Origin of the sequence: Halomonas eurihalina (assembly GCF_008274785.1) — a bacterium.
Classification (GTDB): Bacteria; Pseudomonadota; Gammaproteobacteria; order Pseudomonadales; family Halomonadaceae; genus Halomonas; species Halomonas eurihalina.
Genome location: NZ_VTPU01000009.1, coordinates 42749 through 61495, shown reverse-complemented (window position 1 = coordinate 61495; position 18747 = coordinate 42749). Strand labels below are relative to the sequence as shown.

The window sequence follows — 18747 nt, the reverse complement described above, 5'->3', positions numbered from 1 at the left end:
AGAATGAAGAATGTCGATGAACAATCGCATTGGCTGCGCGAGGAAATACTCGACACGCTCGATGAAGAGCTGGAAATGGCCTATGGCGACGACGAAGGCATCGGCGTCGTGGAAGGCTCCTGCGGTGAAGAACTCGATCTAAAAACCACGTCCACCATGGACCGCCGGACCTATTTTCGTGAGTTATGGCGCCTGCAACGTGAGCTGGTCAAGCTGCAGGAGTGGGTTGCCGAAGAAGGCATCAAGGTGGTGGTGCTATTCGAAGGCCGTGATGCTGCTGGCAAGGGCGGTGCCATCAAGCGCATTACCCAGCGGCTCAATCCGCGTATCTGTCGGGTTGCGGCGCTACCTGCCCCCAGTGAGCGGGAAAAGACACAGTGGTATTTTCAGCGTTACGTGTCGCACTTGCCCGCTGCTGGAGAGATCGTGCTGTTTGATCGTAGCTGGTATAACCGAGCCGGTGTCGAAAAGGTCATGGGATTTTGCAACGACGAGGAATACGAAGAGTTCTTCCGCGCCGTGCCAGAGTTCGAACGTATGCTGGTACGCTCAGGCATTATCTTGGTCAAGTACTGGTTCTCCATCACGGATCATGAACAGTATCGGCGGTTTCTGATGCGAATTCATGACCCGTTGAAGCAATGGAAACTGTCGCCCATGGACCTGGAGTCCCGCCGCCGTTGGGAAGCCTACACAGTGGCCAAGGAGGAGATGCTGGAACGGACGCACATCCCGGAATCGCCATGGTGGGTCATTGAGGGTGACGACAAGAAACGAGCGCGTCTCAACTGCATACACCACCTTCTGTCTCAGATTCCTTATGGGGAAGTCGAGCAGCCGGATGTGGCGTTGCCACCACGGGAATATCATGATGAATATGTCCGAACGCCTGTCCCGGATAATATGCTTGTTCCCAATATCTATTAAATTGGCTGGAGAGCCTCTGTGAAGCGGATGAGCTTGAAGTGCTGGTGCGATCAGCAAGAGGGCGTGCTACAAGCCTCATCTCAGAAACTTGAAGTCCATGAGGACTTTACGCTTCATGTCCACGGCTTGCTGGCACTTGCGAACCAGCTTTTGCGCTTCCTGGCCGCTCACACGGCAATCGAAACGCGTATAGCTGACGTCGTCCGCCGGCCCGTTTAGGGCGTTGATGTCGCAGGCCAGAAACGCTTCAGCGCGTTTCAGGGCGACCGTGCGGGCGCAGTTGAGATAGCCAACCCTTTCGACGTGGAGGTTGAAGAAGGTGGTGTCAGGTCATCCAGGTAGATAGGGCACGTAAGTTATAAGGGGATGACGCCGCGTCCGCAGGTCGGACAGGTAGGCATGCACGAAAAAATGCCCGACGAGTATCTCGTCGGGCCCGGAGCCTCGCGTGACGTGCCCTCCGCCCAGGTCAGTGGCGGAGGGGAGAGCTCATGAGATATCGGGGGTGTCGTTGACGCCGGACACAGGCAGGTCGCCGGGCACGGCACCCAGCAGGGTATTCGTGACCGTGTCCAGTATACCACCGATCAGGCCAGCGATGGGCAGGCTGTCGATCAGGTCGGTGCCGCCGGGCAGGCCATCGGTAAGGCCACCCGACACAGCGTCCAGTTCTTCCGTGTTGAGAGTGCGAATAGTTGAATCGGTCATCATCCCCTCCATTATCGTATTCCAGTAAACTCGCGGATGGCGATCCGCTATCCCTTGAGTCTAGAGAATTTTTCCGCGCTATCCGTCACGATGTGTTGGGTCTATGTAAATCTCGGTAACACGTGGCGGAACCACTCAGCCTATTAGCGGCAATGTGCCCTGGTTAATGGATCGAAATAATCCACGATATTTAGAGTGAAGATTCAAGGATAAGTGAACTTTACTGGGGTTATTGGAGGCTTAAAACCCTCAAAGGATGAAGTCTAAGAACTTGCAAACGATATGCCCATGGAGTCTGGCGCGGGCTAACCGATTCTGACATCTACGGCATAGTCAGCCGGCGAAATTCATGTCGATCACGAGCCATGATGTGTTCTGCTGGCGACCCTAGGCGACGTAGATGGGGTAGGGGATTACCCACCCACTGTCTCATTGGCGCGATTGAGATGGCTGCCCTTGCCACTGTTGAGAATTGGTGTTGTGGGGACGGCCCCCTGGATGCGTGCTGACGCGCTCCTGAGCAGATGCGTCGACAAGGCCTGACGATCCAACGGTGGATGGACCTCTATAATGCCGTGTACTCCAGAGCAGTGCTACATGAAGGCCAGGCAATAAAGTTCGATTTTGATTAGGTGTCTAAGATGGTGAATGGTTGTTTGAAGGATGTCCTTTCATCGCTGGTTTCATCATAAAGAATAATTTCAGCCACATAGTCGCCTGATGGCAGTCCATCGAAATCCAATTTGATGTTCAGCATGAGTTCTCTGCCTCGACTTCTGCTGCTAACTTCTTTTTTCATAATGTCTTTCTTTGTGTAGACCTCATTTGGGTCAGGGAAGATGATGTTTACATCCATTCTAAGGTTGGTGTTGTATATGTCGCCATTTTTCTTTTCCCAGGCATATCCCACAGGCTCAGCATAAATGAGAATAGGCTCGCCGGATTCGAAGGTATTGGTGCTGCGTTTTTTGTACATACCAAAGCCTTGCGCTGCTTCCGCGACTAGAATTGCCTTGCGAACCGTTAGCGGTGTTTTCTCCCACGCTTCATACACTTTTGCTTCAGCGGCTTCGATATCATCCAGTGTCTGCGCAACACCCAGAGGTGCAGTAAGCGCTAGAAGTGATGAAATGACAGCAATCGCGAATTTCATTGAGCAAACTCCATTCGTCCATTTGGTGTTCAATCGGGTGCTTAGCCTGTTGGCCTTTCGCGTTCTTCTACTTTCCAAAGCCTCCGCAGTGGTGGCTGTCTCTTGAGAACCTAAGTCATCTTTTGAGATATAAGAGGACAGCCTTCCCCTCAGTGCTGCCATCGTCCTTGGATAGACGCGAATGGCTTCGCTTGCAATAAGCCGAAAGCATATAGAGGTTACAACGGCCACTACTGGTGAGAAGGAGGTCAGCCTCCGTGCCCTAGCTCCTGGCGTAGATAGGGTCACGGTGCGATGGCAGCGGCTAGCTGAGGTGCTGTCGCCGTAACCTCCCCGTAAGGGCCTGGCCATCAGCTGATCCTGACCGTGCCCAGTAGGGCATAGGTCAGTTATCGGAATGCCTAGGAGGTAAGCGTAGCACGCGGGCCTAGAGCCGATGGCGACAGTACTGGCATTGCCCAAGACGTACCTGCACAGGCACATCCCCGGGTTGGTGGTTCTGCTTAATACCCCTGGCCCGTGAATGGGGACCTTCCTACACTGACGGGGTGACCCCGTGAGTCGATTGCACCGAGGGCAAAGCGATGGACAGTCATCGCATGTCAGTGACGGAACCAATGCTTACCAATACTGGTATCCAAAAGGGGACCAGCCACTTTTGCTTGAGGACAAGTATCGGGGTTTCAACAGCCTCATTATACGTTGTGGCACAACATAAGGAGGAGAAGACAACATGAAAGATGAACTAGGAGCTCCCAATATTGTTGATCGGAGCACCTTCCAGACAGAAGTGGACGCATTGCGGATTCGAGAGAAGAAGCACATGAAGGAAGGCGATGCCATCGCTGCTTCCCGTCGCCGACTTCCCATGGTCGAGGTGCATGCCGAGACACCACTGGTTCATGAGCTCGGAACTGTGACGCTGTTGGAGGCATTCGAGGGGCGCAAGATGCTTGTAGCCTACTACTTCATGTGGCATCACGGACACTCTGCAGCGGGGCAATGCGAGGGTTGTGCCTTGTACACGTCGCAGGTACGCGAGCTATCCTTTCTGCATTCCCGTGATGTGACCTACGCGACCTTCTGCCAGGGGCCACTCGAAGAATCTGCCCGCTACCGAGACTTCATGGGCTGGGAGATGCCATGGTACTCCGTACAGGGAACGGCGCTTGACACGCTCTTGGATGGTCGCCAAGCGGGCATGATGTACCTTATTTGCTACTTGCGACAAGGTGACAGGGTCTTTGAGACTTACTGGACGACGAGACGCGGCGTCGAGGCAATGGGTAATAGTTACCCGCTACTCGACATGACAGTATACGGGCGGCAGGAGTGGTGGGAGGATTCACCGACCGGCTGGCCGCAACCTTGGAAGGATGATGCCAAGAAAAACCCTTACCGCATGGAAGGACGTCCCATAGTCCAGTGGCCTAGGGTGAAGGCGGGATACTCGGATGAGTTGTGAACCGACCAGCGTTGAACGAGCTTCGACGTGTAGCTACTGCTATCGATACTGAATGAAGCGGACCATTAGGTAGTTAGGCCGAGATTTACCAAAAGCCTTTTCCTGGACTCTTTGAGAATTCGATAAGCCCAAATAGGGTATCCGGATTAAGTGGTTGACCGGCGTTCTTGGCGTGTCGCTCTATCCTCGAGCCAGTCATCCATGGCTTTGTTGCTGTGGCTAGCGGACAGAGCGATGGTATCTCATGCGCTAAGCCGCATATGCAGAAGCGGATAAGGCTTGCCCTGACCATCAAGGGGGGAACGCCCAATCACCGCAAAGCCCAGATGCTCATAAAACCCCAGCGCCTGCTCGTTTTGCTCATTTACATCCACCCTGGTGGCGGCTCGAGCGCTTATCGCATGTCGGGCCAGCGATGCCCCGATGCCTTTGCCGCGCGCTTTCGGCGCAACGAACAGCATCTCGATATTGCCATCGCTCACGCCGTAGAACCCCAATATTTTCCCTTCACCGCTCCTGGCAACGCTCAGGTCAACGGCCTTGAAATACTGATGCAGGATAAGCGGCTTGAGTTCAATGAGGTCAGACTCAGTCAAGAAATCGTGCGTCGCCCGAACCGAGGCCTCCCAGATTTCGATAAGCTGCTCATGCTCTGCTTTTCCTGCACTCTCGATCTTCATTACTTGCCCCTTGATCAACCAGATTTTCCGGATACCCCCCAAATATTGGGGCGCAATGTGGTAGAGCGTGCCAACAGGTGGCTCATGAAGCGATGGGGTATCGCGACGTGTCACCGTGACAGCATGTGGGAGCCCTGCACATAGTGCTAACCATGCGCCGAGCAATGGCTCCCTTTTCCCCATCTCCAGTTTTTGTCAACACGGACTCAGTGACTAGGTCTTTAGTCCCGGAGTGTAATGGTCCATGGTACGAGCCACTATCCGAGGAGAGGCTATGGCTCAAGTACTTCATCAACGCGCCAAGACCACGTACGCCATCCGAAAAGACATACAGCGATCGTCAGAACTTAGGTCGCGGAGCTGAGCCGCCGTTACAACCTCAATCCTAAAACAGTGCGTAAGTGGCGGCGTTGCAGTTCCGTGGAAGGTGAGCGCATGGGCCCAAGCAGCCAAGCTCGACCTCCTTATCGGTCCTTGAGGAGGTCGCAGCGATCATCTTTCGGCGCACCATCTGGCTCCCCTGGATGACTGCCTCTTTGTGCTCCAGCGCTTTATCCCTCATCTGACGAGGTCGAGCCTGCATCGGCTGTATTGGCGCTACGGCATCAGCCAGCTACCACGTCAGAGCGATGAGGCGACGGACAAGCCGTCATTCAAACACTACCCGATCGGCTACCTGCATATGGGCATCTGCGAGGTTCTCGCCGGGGAGAGCAAGGCGTATTGGTTCGTGGCCGTCGACCGCACCTTCAAGTTTGTGCATGCCCAGCTCTATCGCGAGGCACAGCAGGAACAGGCGGCTGAGTTCCTCGAAGACGTGCTACAACAGTTGCCGTATCGGGTTCACATCGTACTGACAGATAACGGCTCTCAGTTTGCCAAGCGACCAGGGACAACATCCTACAAGCCACATCGCTTTGATGTGGTCTGCCATCGGCATGGCATCGAGCATCGCCTGACACGCCCCTTCCATCCGTGGACCAACGGGCAGGTTGAGCGATGAATCGCACCATCAAGGAAGCGACCATCCGCAGCTTTCATTACGCCACTTTAGGCGAGCTGAGAGCCCATCTTAAGGACTATCTCTGGGCGTATAATTACCCGCCTTTTCAGGCGGGCTTTTTCCGGTGGCGCGGGGCGGGGAGGTTGGCCAGGTAACCTGGTACGTGTAGATCGAACGCGTGGATGGGAAGGCAAGGTCAGGATGAAAGCAAGACGCCGGGCAATAGCCCGGCGTCGTGTCATGGAGAGAGTCTAGGTTCACTCGCTCCGGCTGGCATGATCGGCGAATTGTATGCCGCTCTCGAGCCGTGAGAAGTCGAGCAGGATTTCCGCCGCTTCTGTCAGCGGTGCTCGTTCGAGGGGTTGCGATTCGTCTTCCTCGTCCTGGTTACGGCTGTCTATCCAGTTCTCGAGAGGGTCCAGGCCAAGGGCTTCGCGGCGTTCGTTCTCCAGAGCAAGCTGTTCGTCCTCACGGGCTTGGGTCTCGCGACGGCGTTGCTCGCGGTTGAGGCTGACGCTGGTGTGCTGTTCACGCAGGCGCTCGGCCAGGGCCGCGTGGCGTTCCAGATAATGGAAGTTGGGATGGTCGTCAGCGCGTTGGCGATGGCGCTCACGCAGAGTTTCCAGGTAGCGGCGCGGATCGCCGTACTGACGGTACTGGACCTTGCGCACACTGTCCCAGCCCAGGGCGTTGTCGAGGCTGCTCTCGCCGATGGTTTCCGGGTCCACCAGGCTGGGGAACTGGATGTCCGGCGCGACGCCGCGATTCTGGGTGCTGTCACCGGAAATACGGTAGAACTTGGCTCGGGTCAGCTTGATCTGGCCGAGGTCCAGTTCGTTGAGGGTCTGGACGGTGCCCTTGCCGAAGGTGTTGCTGCCCACCACCAGGCCGCGACCGTAATCCTGAATGGCACCGGCGAAGATTTCCGAGGCCGAGGCCGAGAGGCGGTTGACCAGCACCACCAGGGGGCCGTCGTAGAGAGTGCCGCTTTCGGTGTCGCCGTAGAGGTTGATGCGGCCACGGGCGTCGCGGACCTGAACGGTGGGGCCGCGGTCGATGAACAGGCCGAGCATCGAGTTGGCTTCCTGCAGGGCGCCGCCACCATTGTTGCGCAGGTCGAGCACGATGCCTTCGATGTCCTTGTCGCGCAGCTTCTCGATTTCCTTGGCGACGTCGCGGGTGGTGCTGCGGTAGTCTTCCTCGCCGGCCTGCCAGGCATCGAAGTCGACATAGAAGGCGGGCACCTTGATCATGCCGACCCGGTGCGTGCCGTCGTCGCGCTGAATCTCGACCACCTCGCTTTGGGCGGCCTGGTCTTCCAGCTTGACGGTGTCGCGGGTGATCTCGATGACCTTGGAGCGGGTCATGTCCATGGCTTGGCCCGGTACGATCTCGAGGCGTACCACTGAACCCTTGGGGCCGCGAATCATGTCGACCACCTCGTCGAGGCGCATGCCGACCACGTTGACGATCTCCTCGCCCTCCTGGCCGACGCCGATGATGCGATCGGCGGGCTTGAGGGCGCCGGCCTTCTCGGCGGGGCCGCCGGCGACCAGGCTGGATACCTTGACGTATTCGCCATCCGACTGGAGCAGGGCGCCGATCCCCTCCAGGGAGAGCTTCATCTGGATGTCGAAATCCTCGCTCTCGCGGGGCGAGAAGTAATCAGTATGCGGGTCGATGGTGTCAGTCACCGCGGTCATGAAGAGATCGAAGACATCCTCGGCATTGGTCTGGCGCAGTCGATTGAGTTGCCCTTCGTAGCGTTGGCGCAGGGTTTCCTCGATCGTCTTTTCTTTCTCCTCGACCACGTTCTCGTCCGAGGCAGCGTCCTCTTCGTCGGGTGCTGCGTCGTCTTCCACGGCGGCGGCATCCTCAGCCTCGGCTTCCTCTCTGTTGATCGACAGCTCGAGGGCCGAGTTCTTGAGGCGCTTGGTCCAGTAGGCGTCGAGCTCGGCTTCGTCGTTGGGCCAGGGTGTCTCGGAGCGGTCGAGGATCATGCGCTGATCGTCGTCGAAGGTGAAATCGAGGCCTGCGTCGAGACGTGCCAGCAGCCACTCGAGACGCGCCTCGACGCGTTGCTGGTAACGGTCATACAAGGCGTAGGCCGGCACCAGTTCGCCATCGAGAACAGCTTCGTCGAGTTGGGTGCGCAAGTCGTTGAACTCGTCGATGTCGCTGCGCAGCAGATAGGCGCGCTGACTGTCGAGGACATCCAGATAGTGCTCGAAGGCCTGCTGCGACCAGTCGTCGTCGAGCTCGACATCCGAGTAGTGGCCATGGAGCAGGGAGTTGGCAACTTCCTGGGCCGTATGACGCTGGGCGTCACTGGGGGCGATATCGGCCAGTGACGGGCCGGCAACCAGTAGCAGGGCCAGGGCCGCCGCGCGCCCCAGGGTAGCAAACAGGCTCATCGATGAAGCACTCCCTGATTCATGTACACTTATTCGTCCAGACTGAGATTCGGCGCTCGCGTTGCAAGACCGAGCGAGCATTGTAGCAGTTCCGACGACATGCCAAGACCCCTTCATGCATCATGACTAGAGGACCCTCATGCCCCAGGATGCCCGACTTGAGCGCTTGCTCGACTTTCTGCGTCGTTCCCCGACACCTTGGCACGCCACTGCCAACATGGCCGAGCGGTTGGAAGCCGCTGGCTTTCGTCGTCTCGAGGAGACCGAGGCCTGGCGATTGACGCCCGGTGAGCGTGTCTATGTGACCCGCAATGATTCCTCGATCATCGCGCTGCAGCTGCCGACCGAGCCGCTCGACGCCCTGCGCATGATCGGCGCCCACACCGATAGCCCGGGACTGCGTCTCAAGCCGCATGCGCCGCAGACGTCGGCTGGCTGGTTGCAACTGGGCGTTGAAGTCTATGGCGGCGCCTTGCTGGCACCCTGGTTCGACCGTGACCTTGGCCTGGCCGGACGGGTGCATGTGCGCCATGCCGATGGCCGTCTCGAGGGCGTGCTGCTCAATGTCGATCGGCCGCTGGCGATTGTTCCCAGCCTGGCGATCCATCTCGACCGCGAGGCCAACAATGGGCGAGCGATGAACGCCCAGACCGAGATGCCGCCGGTGTTCCTGCAGGGCGGCGAGCATGCTGACCTCGATCGGCTGCTGCGTGGCTGGCTGGCGGAGCAGCATGGCCTCGAAGGCGTCGAGGTGGTCGACTTCGAATTGGCCTTGTACGACGTTCAGCCGCCTTCCCTGGTAGGCGTCGAAGGCGAATTGATCGCCAGTGCGCGTCTCGACAACCTGTTGTCCTGCTTCATCGGGCTCGAGGCCTTGCTGGAATGCGATGGTCGCCAGGGCGCCGTGCTGGTGGCCAACGATCACGAGGAGGTTGGCAGCGCCAGTGCCTGTGGCGCCCAGGGGCCTTTCCTCAGCGATGTGCTGCGGCGGGCCAACGCCGCGTTGGGCGAGGCCAGCGAGGAAGGCTTCATTCGCCTGGTACAGGCCTCGCGGATGATCTCCTGCGACAACGCCCACGCCCTGCACCCCAACTTCCGTGACAAGCATGATGCGGCCCATGGGCCGGCGATCAACGGCGGCCCGGTGATCAAGGTCAACGCCAACCAGCGCTATGCCACCAACAGTGCCACCTCGGCGCTGTTCCGCGAGCTGTGTCGCCAGGCTGAAGTGCCGGTGCAGACCTTCGTTACCCGCGCCGACATGGGCTGTGGCAGCACCATCGGGCCGATCACCGCCACCGAGCTGGGCGTGCCGACCCTGGACGTGGGCGTGCCGCAATGGGCCATGCACTCGATCCGCGAGACGTCCGGCGCTCGGGATGTGGAGTATCTGACTCGGGTGCTGACAGCCTTTATCGAGCGCGAAAGTCTGTAGAAAAGCCTGTAGAAAAATCGGTAGACGAGAACGCGGCGACGCTGCTTGAAGAGCGAAGAGGCCCGAACGAAGTTCGGGCTGGAAGCTGGAAGAGGGACAGGGGAGGCTCGTAATGCTTGCTGATGGCGAGGCTGCCGGTAAGCTGATCCTCGCCCGAAGCCAAAAAAGCCCGCCTGGCGAACCAGGCGGGCTTTTCGATATCTGGTGGCTACGCCCTGATTCGAACAGGGGACCCCATCATTATGAGTGATGTGCTCTAACCAGCTGAGCTACGTAGCCGATAACGGGGGCGAATAATACCGATGCCCCCTTGGTACGTCAAGTCGTTATGGCTTCAGACATTGAACCTGAAGTGGATGACATCGCCGTCGGCAACGATATAGTCCTTGCCTTCCAGGCGCCACTTGCCGGCGTCCTTGGCGGCTTGTTCGCCGCCCAGGGTCACGAAGTCCTCATAGGCGACGACTTCGGCGCGGATGAAGCCTTTCTGGAAGTCGGTGTGGATCACGCCGGCAGCTTCGGGGGCGGTGGCCCCGATCTTGACGGTCCAGGCCCGGACTTCCTTCACGCCGGCGGTGAAGTAAGTCTGCAGGCCGAGCAGTGCGTAGCCGGCACGAATCACGCGATCCAGCCCAGGCTCCTCCATGCCCATCTCGTCGAGGAACATGCTGCGTTCCTCGTCGTCGAGCTCGGCGATCTCGGCCTCGATCTGGTTGCACACCGGTACCACCACGGCGCCTTCCTCGGCGGCGATCTCGAGGACGGTATCGAGATAGGGATTGTTCTCGAAGCCGTCTTCATTGACGTTGGCGATGTACATGGTGGGCTTGAGCGTCAGCAGGCCGAAGCTCTTGAGCTGACGCTTTTCGTCGTCGTCCAGACCGAAGCTGCGCAGTGGCTGACCCTCGGCAAGATGGGGGTGGATGCGGTCGAGGATGGCCTTGATGGCGACGGCTTCCTTGTCCCCCCCCTTGGCCACCTTGGCCAGGCGCTGGATGGCGCGTTCGACGGTATCCAGGTCGGCCAGGGCGAGTTCGAGGTTGATGGTCTCGATATCGGTCCGTGGGTCGACCTGGTTGGATACGTGAATGACGTTGTCGTTGTCGAAGCAGCGTACGACATGGGCGATGGCCTGGGTCTCGCGGATATTGGCCAAAAACTGGTTGCCGAGCCCTTCGCCCTTGGAGGCGCCCGCCACGAGACCGGCGATGTCGACGAACTCCATGGTGGTGGGGATCACCTTCTGGGGCTTTACGATATCCGCCAGCTTGTCGAGCCGCGGGTCGGGCATCGGCACGATGCCGACATTGGGCTCGATGGTGCAGAAGGGGAAATTCTCAGCGTCGATACCCGATTTGGTCAGGGCGTTGAAGAGGGTCGACTTGCCGACGTTGGGCAGGCCGACGATACCGCAGTTGAAACCCATGGGCTGATCCTGGAAAGAGAATTCGAAAAGGTTGATTGGCCGGTATTCTACGGGACGCCTTCGGCGCGAGCCAGAAGGGGAAGTCGGAAGAGGGAAGAGACTGCCGGCGGGCCTCTATCCAGCCACGGAGTGCCTTTCTTCCTTCTTCAAGCGGGCGCCGCCGCGCTCTTCCGTCTTATGCCTTGAAACTGTGCAGCCGCTGCATGGCTTTCGTCCAGTCGCCGGCGATGGCCTGGGGCAGGGTGGCACAGCATTCGTCGATGGCGGCGTCGATGGCGGTGCGCTCGGCCTTGCCGGGGCGTCCGAGGACGTAGTTGGTCACCTGGCGAGCGTCGCCGGGGTGGCCGATGCCCAGTCGCAGTCGATGAAAGCCGTTGTCGTTGCCCAGCGCCCGGATGATGTCGCGCAGGCCGTTGTGGCCTCCGTGGCCGCCGCCGGTCTTGTAGCGGGCCGTGCCGGGTGCCAGGTCGAGTTCGTCGTGGGCGACCAGCAACTCGTCGGGTGTCAGCTTGAAGAACTGGGCCAGGGCGGCCACCGCGCCACCACTACGATTCATGAAGGTGGTGGGTTCGAGCAGATGGAGGTCCTGGCCGTTCAGGCGGATGCGCGCATAATGCCCGAGGAATTTCTTTTCCGGGCGCAGGGTGTCGCCGGCGTCACGAACCAGGGCGTCGATCAACCAGGCGCCGGCATTGTGGCGAGTGGCTTCGTACTCGGTCCCGGGATTGGCCAGTCCGATGATGGCTTTGACCTGGGTCATCTTCTCTGCCTCCAAAAAATCGTCTGGAACGATTTTTGACGCCGCGCCAGCGGCGGTCCGTGGGATGGCTGCCGGGAACGGCAGGCCACAAAAAAATCAAGCGCCGGAGCGCTTGATCGTGGCGAAAGGGCCGCGACATTGCGCGCGGCCCTGGCGGCTCCGAATTACTCGTTGCTGCCTTCGCCTTCTTCGCCCTCGGCGGTGTTGCCACCTTCTTCTTCGGCTTCGCTATCGTCGCTGCCGCGAGTCTTGGCCTGGGTGATGCTCAGTACGGCGTTGTCATGGTCCTCGCCGTGGGACAGCGCGACCAGGGTCACGCCGGCCGGTACGCTCAGATCGGACAGGTGCAGCGTGGTGCCCAGAGTGACCTCGGCAATGTCGATTTCCAGGTAGTCGGGCAGGTCCTTCGGCAGGCAGCTGACCTCGACCTCGTTGGAAAGGACGTGGAGCTCGCCGTCTTCGTCCTTGATGGCCTTGCAGCTTTCCTCGTTCACCACGTGCAGCGGTACGCGCATGGTGATTTCGTGGGTGGCGTCGATGCGCATGAAGTCAGCATGCGTTACCAGCGGCTTGTAGGGATGGCGCTGGAGGTCACGCACGACCACTTGCTGGGCCTTGCCTTCCACTTCAATGGTGATCACCGAGGAGAAGAAAGCTTCATCCTCGATTGACTTGTAGAAGCGGGTCTTGTCGACGGCGATTGCCTGGGGTGCCTGCTCGCCACCATAAATGATGGCCGGCACTTGTTCGTTCGCACGACGCAGGCGGCGGCTCGCACCTTTCCCCAGGTCGTTGCGAACGCTGGCGGTGAGGATGTAATCGGACATGGTTTTGCCTCTTGCTTGAAATAAGGAGAGCGCCAAGGACCGCGACCAGTTCCTTGACGCCTCCGATTGCCCCGAAGGGCGCTTTTCCGACGCGATGATCCGCCGAGGGAAACCTCAGTGGAACATCGCGCTGACGGATTCCTCGTTGCTGACCCGCCGGATCGCCTCGGCGATCAGGCCGGCCACGCTGAGCTGACGAATTCGGCCGCTGCGACGCGCATGGTCGGACAGCGGAATGGTATCGGTGACGACGACTTCGTCGAGTACCGAACCGGTGATGTTGTCGACGGCGGGGCCTGACAGGATCGGGTGGGTGGCATAGGCCACCACACGGCGTGCGCCGTGATCCTTGAGTGCTTCGCCCGCCTTGCACAGGGTGCCGGCGGTGTCGATCATGTCGTCGACCACGACGCAGGTTCGGTCCTGGATTTCGCCGATGATGTGCATCACCTGGGCCTGGTTGGCCTGAGGGCGGCGCTTGTCGATGATCGCCAGGTCGGCATTGAGCTGCTTGGCGATGGCGCGAGCGCGCACCACACCACCGACGTCGGGCGAGACCACCACCAGGTCGTCGTAATTCTGCCGCTCGATGTCATCGAGCAGGATCGGCGAGCCGTAGACGTTGTCCACCGGCACGTCGAAGAAGCCCTGGATCTGGTCGGCGTGCAGGTCCATGGTCATGACGCGGTCGACGCCGGCCTTGACCATCATGTCGGCGACGATCTTGGCGGAGATCGGCACGCGGGCGGAGCGGACGCGACGGTCCTGACGAGCGTAGCCGAAGTAGGGGACCACGGCGGTGACCCGGGTAGCGGAGGCCCGGCGCAGGGCGTCCACCATCAGGATCAGTTCCATCAGGTTGTCGTTGGTCGGCGCGCAGGTGGGCTGCAGGATGAACACATCCTTGCCACGCACGTTCTCATTGATCTCAACCGCGACTTCGCCGTCGCTGAACTGCCCGACCGTGGCGTGGCCCAGTCGGTTGTCCAGGCTCTCGGCGACCTTCTGGGCGAGCTCGGGATTGGCGTTCCCGGCGAAAACCATCAATTTTGACACGCGCAGCCACCTTTGCAGTGTTGGGTCTTCAGTGTTCGGATCGGTGTCGCTCCGAGCGGGAATGGCTGGGGTAGCAGGATTCGAACCTGCGCATGGCGATACCAAAAACCGCTGCCTTACCGCTTGGCTATACCCCAGCGAACTACCGCACCGCGAGTCGCCGCTCTGGGCGCTCATCGATCCAGGGCATCATGGAGGGGAGAGCGATTCCGGCCTGGTGCCTTGAAGGCCTGCCAGGGTGCCGGTATTTCGGCCAGCAGTGTCTCGGCATCTTCTTCCCGTTCCAGTCGGGCGAAAACGCAGGCCCCCGTGCCCGTCAGCATTGACGGAGCCCGTTTGATCAGCCAATCGAGCGTATCTGCGACCTCGGGATACAGCTTTTTGACCGTTGGTTCGCAGTCGTTGCGCCAACTCGCCGCTCCCCCCTGAAGTGCGCGCGCCATGGTAATCGGGGGGGTATCCCGTGTCAATTCCGGGGCCTTGAAGATGTGCGGCGTGGAGACGCTGACACCGGGGTGGACGACGACGAACCATGGCGTGTCGAGTTCGACGGGAGTCAGATACTCGCCGATGCCTTCTCCCCAGGCGGCATGCCCCCTGACGAAGACCGGCACGTCGGCGCCGAGCTCGAGGCCAAGGGTGGCCAGGTCATCCAGCGACAGGTCGAGCCGCCAGAGGCGGTTCAGGCCGAGCAGGGTGGTGGCGGCGTCGCTGCTGCCGCCGCCGAGTCCGCCGCCCATCGGCAGGCGCTTGCGCAGGCTGATGTGAGCGCCTGATCGGGTCCCGGTGGCGCGCTGGAGTCGCCGGGCGGCGCGCAGGATGAGGTTGTCGTCGCTGGTCACCCCCGTCAGTTCGGCGTCGAGCCGAAGCTCGCCGTCGTCGCGAGGCGCGAGTGTGAGGGTGTCGCCATGGTCGAGAAACTGGAACAGGGTCTGCAGCGAATGGTAACCGTCGTCGCGCCGGCCGGTGATGTGCAGCATCCGGTTGAGCTTGGCAGGCGCCGGCAGCGTCAGCATCCCGTGTTCAGGCATCCTCGTCGGGCTCCGGTTGCCAGCGTGTTACTACCAGGGTGACGACGAGGTCGTCATAGGTCAGCTTCATTCGGCGCGGCAGCCACAGTTCGCCGACCCGACTCCAGTCGCGATAGTCGATTTCCCAGCCGTCCTGCTCTAGGTGGGCCGGGAAGCCGAGCTCGTCCTTCTCCAACTGGTGGGGACGGTCGTTGGCGGGCAGGCCGCGAATCCAGTCGGTCAGGGCGGAAACCGGCAGCGACCAGCCCAACTCCTGTTGCATCAGGGCCTGCGGGCTTTCTGCCTCGGCCCGGCCTTCGCCGGTGGTCAGGGAGACGCGACCCTCGCGGCCCTCCAGCACGCTTCGGCCACTACCGAAGGGGCCACTGAGCAGAATGCGGAAATAGTAGGGGGTCTGCAGCCAGTCGAGATTGGCGCTGGTGGAGTCCTGTGGCGTGCGCAGGCCGGCCTTGCCCTGCAGCTTCCAGTCCTGCAGTTCGGCCAGGTGCTCCTGTTGAGCGTCCCATTGTCCGGTGGTGCGTTGTGTGTCCGGTGTGGGGGCACGGCTGGCGCAACCCGCCAGCAGGATCAGTGCCATGGCCAGACAGGTCAGTTGGATCGAGTGACGGCGTTGCATGGTCGATTCCTTTCGCGGATGGGGCGTGCGCGGATGATTCATTGGGCCAGCTCGGGCAGGCGCTCGAGCAGGTCATCGATCCGCGGGTGTGTCTCGAAGCGCTGGCGTGCCTGCTGGAGCAGTTCGCGGGCCCGGTCGCGCTGGTCCAGGCGCCAGAGCACCTCGATCAGGTGGGCGGCCACTTCCTGGTCGGGCATTGCGGACCAGGCGCGTTCCAGCCATGGCAGGGCGGCCTTGGGGTCGCCCTGTCGATAGCGTACCCAGCCCATGCTGTCGAGAATCGCCGGGTTGTCGGGGGCCAGGGAGTGGGCGCGCTCGATCAGTTCACGGGCTTCGTCGAGCCGGCCTTCGATGTCGTTGTCGGCCAGGGTATAGCCTAGCGCGTTGATGGCATCGGCGTTTTCGGGGTCCTGATCGATCAGGATGCGCAGATCGCGCTCCATGGCGGCGATATCCCCATGGCGGAAGGTGCGCATGGCTCGCTGATAGCGTAACTGGGCGTTTTCGGGATGGGACTCGACGGCTTGGTTCAGCAGGGCATCGGCCTGGGCCCGGGCGCCGGAGTCGTCCAGCAGGCTGACCTCCAGCGAGAAGAGTGCGGGGGCGTCGTTTGGATGGCGCAGGCGCTCGATACGCAGGAAGGTGCGAGCGTCACTGGGCCTACCTTGCTCGAACAACATGCGGGCCGCGCTGGCCCTGGCCGTCAGGAAATTGCTGCCCTCGGGAATCTGGCGGTAATAAAGGAGGGCGTTGTCGACTTCGCCTTCCTCCTCGGCGATGGCGCCGAGCATCAGGAATACCGTCGATGGGGTCGTATCGTTATCGGTCAAGGGGAGCAGCAGGCGTCGGGCCGGGCCGGTATGACCTTCTTCGAGATACAGTTGTGCCAGCGCCAGGCGCAGGTCGGGGCTGTCGCCGTGATCCTCGAGCAGGGCGTCGGTGTTGGCTTCGGCCGCTGTGATGTTGCCCTGGCGTATCTCGGCCTGGGCCAGCAGCAGGATAAGCCTTGGGTCGCCGGGTGTGTGCTCGAGACCGCGCCGTGCCATGGTCTCGGCGCGGCCGGGCGCACTGGCGTCGAGCGACACGGCGGCACGGATGCGCCACAGGCCCGGTTGTTCCGGGGCCTCATCGGCGAGGCGGGAAAGACGCTGTTGGGCCGAGGCAGTGAGGCCGTTGGCGGCCTCCAGCAGGGCAGTGGCGAGCGCGAGGTCGTGACGTGTCCGGGGGCTGGGCGGGAAGTCCTGCAGCTGCGCCAACAGAGGAGCGGGAGGCGCGCCGGCTTCCAGTGCCGACTCGAGAAAGGGCACGAGATCTCGGGCGCCGTTGTGCTCGATAATATCAAGATGTCGGGTCAGCGCTTCGCCCCAGTCACCCTTCTGTACGGCGAGGTCGGCCAGCAGGCGCGCCGGAGCGGTGTCGTCGGGTGCCAGTTGCTGCCAGCGCCGAGCGGCGCGTTCGAGCAGGGCGGGGTCTTCGTCGAAGCGTGCCGCCAGGGCGGCCCGCTCGGCCAGGTCGGCGGCGGCATAGCGCTCGGCACTTTCGAGATAGCCGCGGCTGGCGCGCTGATAATCGCCGCGCTGCCCGGCCAGTTCTGCCACCAACAGGGTGGAAAGCCCCCTGGCGTCGAGCCCACGGGTGATGGAAGGGGCGTTGGCCAGCGGGTCGGCGAGTGGCGTGTCGGACGACAAGGTCTGGCAACTGCCGAGCATCATCGCCAGGCCGACAACGGCCAGCGGGTGGCGATGGGCGCGCATCTTGAAAAATCCTCGGGACATGGGAGTCTCGATCTGAAGGCCGAGCCGCCAGCATAACGGCTTGTCTTCGTTGGGCAAAGGACATCGCGGCGGGTGGGCACCGTCGACGGATGCGCTGTGGTAGAATATGTCGCCGTGGCGACGCAATGGGATAAGGTGCCTGGTTCACGCCACCGCTATGACGCCGCCGGCTCACTTTTGCTAAGACTCCGACGCATGACGCTTCTTGCCCTGGGAATCAATCACCGCACCGCGACGCTCGATGTTCGCGAACGGGTGGCCTTTACGCCGGCGCAGCTCGAACAGGCGCTGGCCGAACTACGCTGCCTGCCCGAAGTGCGCGAGGCGGCTGTACTGTCGACCTGCAACCGCACCGAGCTTTACTGCGTGACCGACGAGGCGGGCCAGCAGGCCATCTACGAGTGGCTGGGGCGTTTCCATGGCATGGAGGTCGAGGCACTGACGCGCTGCGCCTACCATTTTCTCGATGGCGATGCGGCGCGTCACCTGATGCGGGTGGCGGTGGGGCTGGATTCCATGGTGCTGGGTGAGCCGCAGATTCTCGGCCAGCTCAAGGAAGCCTATCAGGTCGCGCGTCAGGCCAAGGGCATGGGCGGAGAGCTCGAGCGACTCTTCCAGCATACCTTCGCCGTGGCCAAGCAGGTGCGTACCGAGACCGGCATCGGACGCAATCCCGTCTCGGTGGCCTATGCCGCGGTCAGCCTGGCGAGTCGCATCTTCGACAACCTGGCTGGCTCCCGGGCATTGCTGATCGGTGCCGGCGAGACCATCGAACTGGTGGCCCGTCATCTACACGAAGCTGGAGTGCGCCGCTTGACGGTGGCCAACCGCACCCGCGAGCGGGCCGATCAGTTGGCCGCACCACTCGGTGGCGAGGCGATCACCCTGGACGGCATCCCCGATGCCTTGATCGACGCCGACATCGTGATTGCTTCCACCGCCTCGGCGCTGCCGATTCTCGGCAAGGGCATGGCCGAGCGGGCGCTGAAGAAGCGCCGGCACCGTCCGGTGTTCATGGTCGATATCGCTGTGCCGCGTGATATCGAGCCCGAGGTGGGGGAACTGAGCGACGTTTTCCTGTATACCGTCGATGATCTCCAGGAGGTCATCGAGGAGAATCGGCGTCATCGCCAGGTGGCGGCCGACCAGGCCGAGTCGTTGATCGAAAACGGCGTGGGACACTGGCAGCATGAGCGCCGGCTGCGCGGTGGCGGGGAGCTGATCCGCGACGTTCGTGCCAGGGGCGAGTCGCTGCGTGACGAGGCCCGGGATCAAGCTCTGGCGCGTCTGGCCAAGGGCGAGGACCCCGAAGAGGTGGTACGGCGCCTGGCCCATCAATTGACCAACCGCTTGTTGCATCGTCCCACCCTGGCGCTGCGCGAAGCCGCCTCGGACGATCGCCATGACCTCATGGATGCCGCCGCAACCCTGTTGCTGGACGATACTTCTGACTCACCCCGATAGGACTTGT

At 61.2% G+C, this 18747-nt stretch carries 16 protein-coding genes, 2 tRNA genes and 1 pseudogene; 5 read left to right on the top strand and 14 right to left on the bottom strand.

The window, feature by feature from the left end:
* Positions 1-3 precede the first annotated feature (3 nt).
* Entirely contained in the window at positions 4-927 is a 924-nt protein-coding gene (gene ppk2 / locus FZZ93_RS10455; protein ID WP_149322272.1) for a polyphosphate kinase 2, read from the top strand.
* Between the two features lie 75 nt (positions 928-1002).
* Here ppk2 and FZZ93_RS10450 read toward each other — a convergent pair.
* The 3 genes and pseudogenes from FZZ93_RS10450 to FZZ93_RS10440 form a co-directional block, all read right to left on the bottom strand.
* Positions 1003-1239, bottom strand: a pseudogene (locus tag FZZ93_RS10450) (DUF3577 domain-containing protein); the annotation flags it as partial.
* A gap of 177 nt (positions 1240-1416) precedes the next feature.
* Positions 1417-1635 (bottom strand): hypothetical protein, encoded by a 219-nt coding sequence (locus FZZ93_RS10445; protein WP_149322271.1) that lies wholly within the window; start codon positions 1633-1635, stop codon positions 1417-1419.
* Between the two features lie 628 nt (positions 1636-2263).
* Positions 2264-2788 carry a hypothetical protein gene (locus FZZ93_RS10440; RefSeq protein ID WP_149322270.1) on the bottom strand — a complete coding sequence of 175 codons (525 nt, stop codon included), beginning with the start codon at positions 2786-2788 and terminating at the stop codon, positions 2264-2266.
* 733 nt (positions 2789-3521) lie between these two features.
* Between FZZ93_RS10440 and FZZ93_RS10435 the strand changes: the two genes are divergently transcribed.
* Positions 3522-4253: a DUF899 family protein gene (locus tag FZZ93_RS10435; protein ID WP_149322269.1), complete on the top strand. Its 732-nt coding sequence runs from the start codon at positions 3522-3524 to the stop codon at positions 4251-4253.
* A 242-nt stretch (positions 4254-4495) separates the two neighbouring features.
* On the opposite strand, the gene FZZ93_RS10430 is transcribed toward FZZ93_RS10435, so the two are convergent.
* Positions 4496-4933, bottom strand: coding sequence for an acetyltransferase (locus FZZ93_RS10430; RefSeq protein WP_149322268.1), 438 nt, complete (start codon positions 4931-4933; stop codon positions 4496-4498).
* 538 nt (positions 4934-5471) lie between these two features.
* Between FZZ93_RS10430 and FZZ93_RS10425 the strand changes: the two genes are divergently transcribed.
* Positions 5472-5936 carry a DDE-type integrase/transposase/recombinase gene (locus FZZ93_RS10425; protein WP_149322267.1) on the top strand — a complete coding sequence of 155 codons (465 nt, stop codon included), beginning with the start codon at positions 5472-5474 and terminating at the stop codon, positions 5934-5936.
* 257 nt (positions 5937-6193) lie between these two features.
* Here FZZ93_RS10425 and FZZ93_RS10420 read toward each other — a convergent pair whose 3' ends face one another.
* A complete protein-coding gene (locus FZZ93_RS10420; RefSeq protein ID WP_149322266.1) occupies positions 6194-8350 on the bottom strand; it encodes a carboxy terminal-processing peptidase in 2157 nt (718 codons plus the stop codon).
* Positions 8351-8489: 139 nt separating this feature from the next.
* Here FZZ93_RS10420 and FZZ93_RS10415 point away from each other — a divergent pair, with 139 nt between their 5' ends.
* Positions 8490-9785, top strand: a complete 1296-nt coding sequence (locus tag FZZ93_RS10415) for a M18 family aminopeptidase (RefSeq protein WP_149322265.1) — start codon at positions 8490-8492, stop codon at positions 9783-9785.
* 202 nt (positions 9786-9987) lie between these two features.
* Here the strand turns inward: FZZ93_RS10415 and FZZ93_RS10410 are convergent.
* The 9 genes from FZZ93_RS10410 to FZZ93_RS10370 form a co-directional block, all read right to left on the bottom strand.
* A tRNA-Met gene (locus FZZ93_RS10410) sits at positions 9988-10064 on the bottom strand.
* Between the two features lie 55 nt (positions 10065-10119).
* The gene (gene ychF / locus FZZ93_RS10405; protein WP_149322264.1) at positions 10120-11211 is read right to left on the bottom strand and encodes a redox-regulated ATPase YchF; all 1092 of its coding nucleotides are present in this window, start codon (positions 11209-11211) and stop codon (positions 10120-10122) included.
* Positions 11212-11386: 175 nt separating this feature from the next.
* Positions 11387-11971, bottom strand: coding sequence for an aminoacyl-tRNA hydrolase (gene pth / locus FZZ93_RS10400; protein WP_149322263.1), 585 nt, complete (start codon positions 11969-11971; stop codon positions 11387-11389).
* A 164-nt stretch (positions 11972-12135) separates the two neighbouring features.
* The gene (locus tag FZZ93_RS10395) at positions 12136-12798 is read right to left on the bottom strand and encodes a 50S ribosomal protein L25/general stress protein Ctc (RefSeq protein WP_149322262.1); all 663 of its coding nucleotides are present in this window, start codon (positions 12796-12798) and stop codon (positions 12136-12138) included.
* Positions 12799-12912: 114 nt separating this feature from the next.
* A complete protein-coding gene (locus FZZ93_RS10390) occupies positions 12913-13854 on the bottom strand; it encodes a ribose-phosphate pyrophosphokinase (protein WP_187774508.1) in 942 nt (313 codons plus the stop codon).
* A 62-nt stretch (positions 13855-13916) separates the two neighbouring features.
* A tRNA-Gln gene (locus FZZ93_RS10385) sits at positions 13917-13991 on the bottom strand.
* Between the two features lie 36 nt (positions 13992-14027).
* Complete coding sequence (gene ispE / locus FZZ93_RS10380; RefSeq protein ID WP_149322261.1) at positions 14028-14885, bottom strand: 4-(cytidine 5'-diphospho)-2-C-methyl-D-erythritol kinase; 858 nt, start codon at positions 14883-14885, stop codon at positions 14028-14030.
* Complete coding sequence (gene lolB, locus FZZ93_RS10375) at positions 14878-15501, bottom strand: lipoprotein insertase outer membrane protein LolB (protein WP_149322260.1); 624 nt, start codon at positions 15499-15501, stop codon at positions 14878-14880. The genes ispE and lolB overlap by 8 nt, the downstream gene beginning before the upstream one ends.
* A gap of 38 nt (positions 15502-15539) precedes the next feature.
* The gene (locus tag FZZ93_RS10370; protein ID WP_246146180.1) at positions 15540-17276 is read right to left on the bottom strand and encodes a tetratricopeptide repeat protein; all 1737 of its coding nucleotides are present in this window, start codon (positions 17274-17276) and stop codon (positions 15540-15542) included.
* A gap of 195 nt (positions 17277-17471) precedes the next feature.
* On the opposite strand from FZZ93_RS10370, the gene hemA reads away from it, so the two are divergent.
* Positions 17472-18740 carry a glutamyl-tRNA reductase gene (hemA, locus tag FZZ93_RS10365; protein WP_149322259.1) on the top strand — a complete coding sequence of 423 codons (1269 nt, stop codon included), beginning with the start codon at positions 17472-17474 and terminating at the stop codon, positions 18738-18740.
* Positions 18741-18747: the final 7 nt, after the last annotated feature.

What these genes read in the sequence shown, in the direction of transcription:
- FZZ93_RS10445 (WP_149322271.1), bottom strand. Translation starts at nt 1,635, where the DNA reads ATGACCGATTCAACTATTCGCACTCTCAACACGGAAGAACTGGACGCT.
- hemA (WP_149322259.1), top strand. Translation starts at nt 17,472, where the DNA reads ATGACGCTTCTTGCCCTGGGAATCAATCACCGCACCGCGACGCTCGAT.
- pth (WP_149322263.1), bottom strand. Translation starts at nt 11,971, where the DNA reads ATGACCCAGGTCAAAGCCATCATCGGACTGGCCAATCCCGGGACCGAG.
- FZZ93_RS10430 (WP_149322268.1), bottom strand. Translation starts at nt 4,933, where the DNA reads ATGAAGATCGAGAGTGCAGGAAAAGCAGAGCATGAGCAGCTTATCGAA.
- FZZ93_RS10415 (WP_149322265.1), top strand. Translation starts at nt 8,490, where the DNA reads ATGCCCCAGGATGCCCGACTTGAGCGCTTGCTCGACTTTCTGCGTCGT.
- FZZ93_RS10420 (WP_149322266.1), bottom strand. Translation starts at nt 8,350, where the DNA reads ATGAGCCTGTTTGCTACCCTGGGGCGCGCGGCGGCCCTGGCCCTGCTA.
- ychF (WP_149322264.1), bottom strand. Translation starts at nt 11,211, where the DNA reads ATGGGTTTCAACTGCGGTATCGTCGGCCTGCCCAACGTCGGCAAGTCG.
- FZZ93_RS10440 (WP_149322270.1), bottom strand. Translation starts at nt 2,788, where the DNA reads ATGAAATTCGCGATTGCTGTCATTTCATCACTTCTAGCGCTTACTGCA.
- FZZ93_RS10435 (WP_149322269.1), top strand. Translation starts at nt 3,522, where the DNA reads ATGAAAGATGAACTAGGAGCTCCCAATATTGTTGATCGGAGCACCTTC.
- lolB (WP_149322260.1), bottom strand. Translation starts at nt 15,501, where the DNA reads ATGCAACGCCGTCACTCGATCCAACTGACCTGTCTGGCCATGGCACTG.
- FZZ93_RS10370 (WP_246146180.1), bottom strand. Translation starts at nt 17,276, where the DNA reads ATGTCCCGAGGATTTTTCAAGATGCGCGCCCATCGCCACCCGCTGGCC.
- FZZ93_RS10395 (WP_149322262.1), bottom strand. Translation starts at nt 12,798, where the DNA reads ATGTCCGATTACATCCTCACCGCCAGCGTTCGCAACGACCTGGGGAAA.
- ispE (WP_149322261.1), bottom strand. Translation starts at nt 14,885, where the DNA reads ATGCCTGAACACGGGATGCTGACGCTGCCGGCGCCTGCCAAGCTCAAC.
- ppk2 (WP_149322272.1), top strand. Translation starts at nt 4, where the DNA reads ATGAAGAATGTCGATGAACAATCGCATTGGCTGCGCGAGGAAATACTC.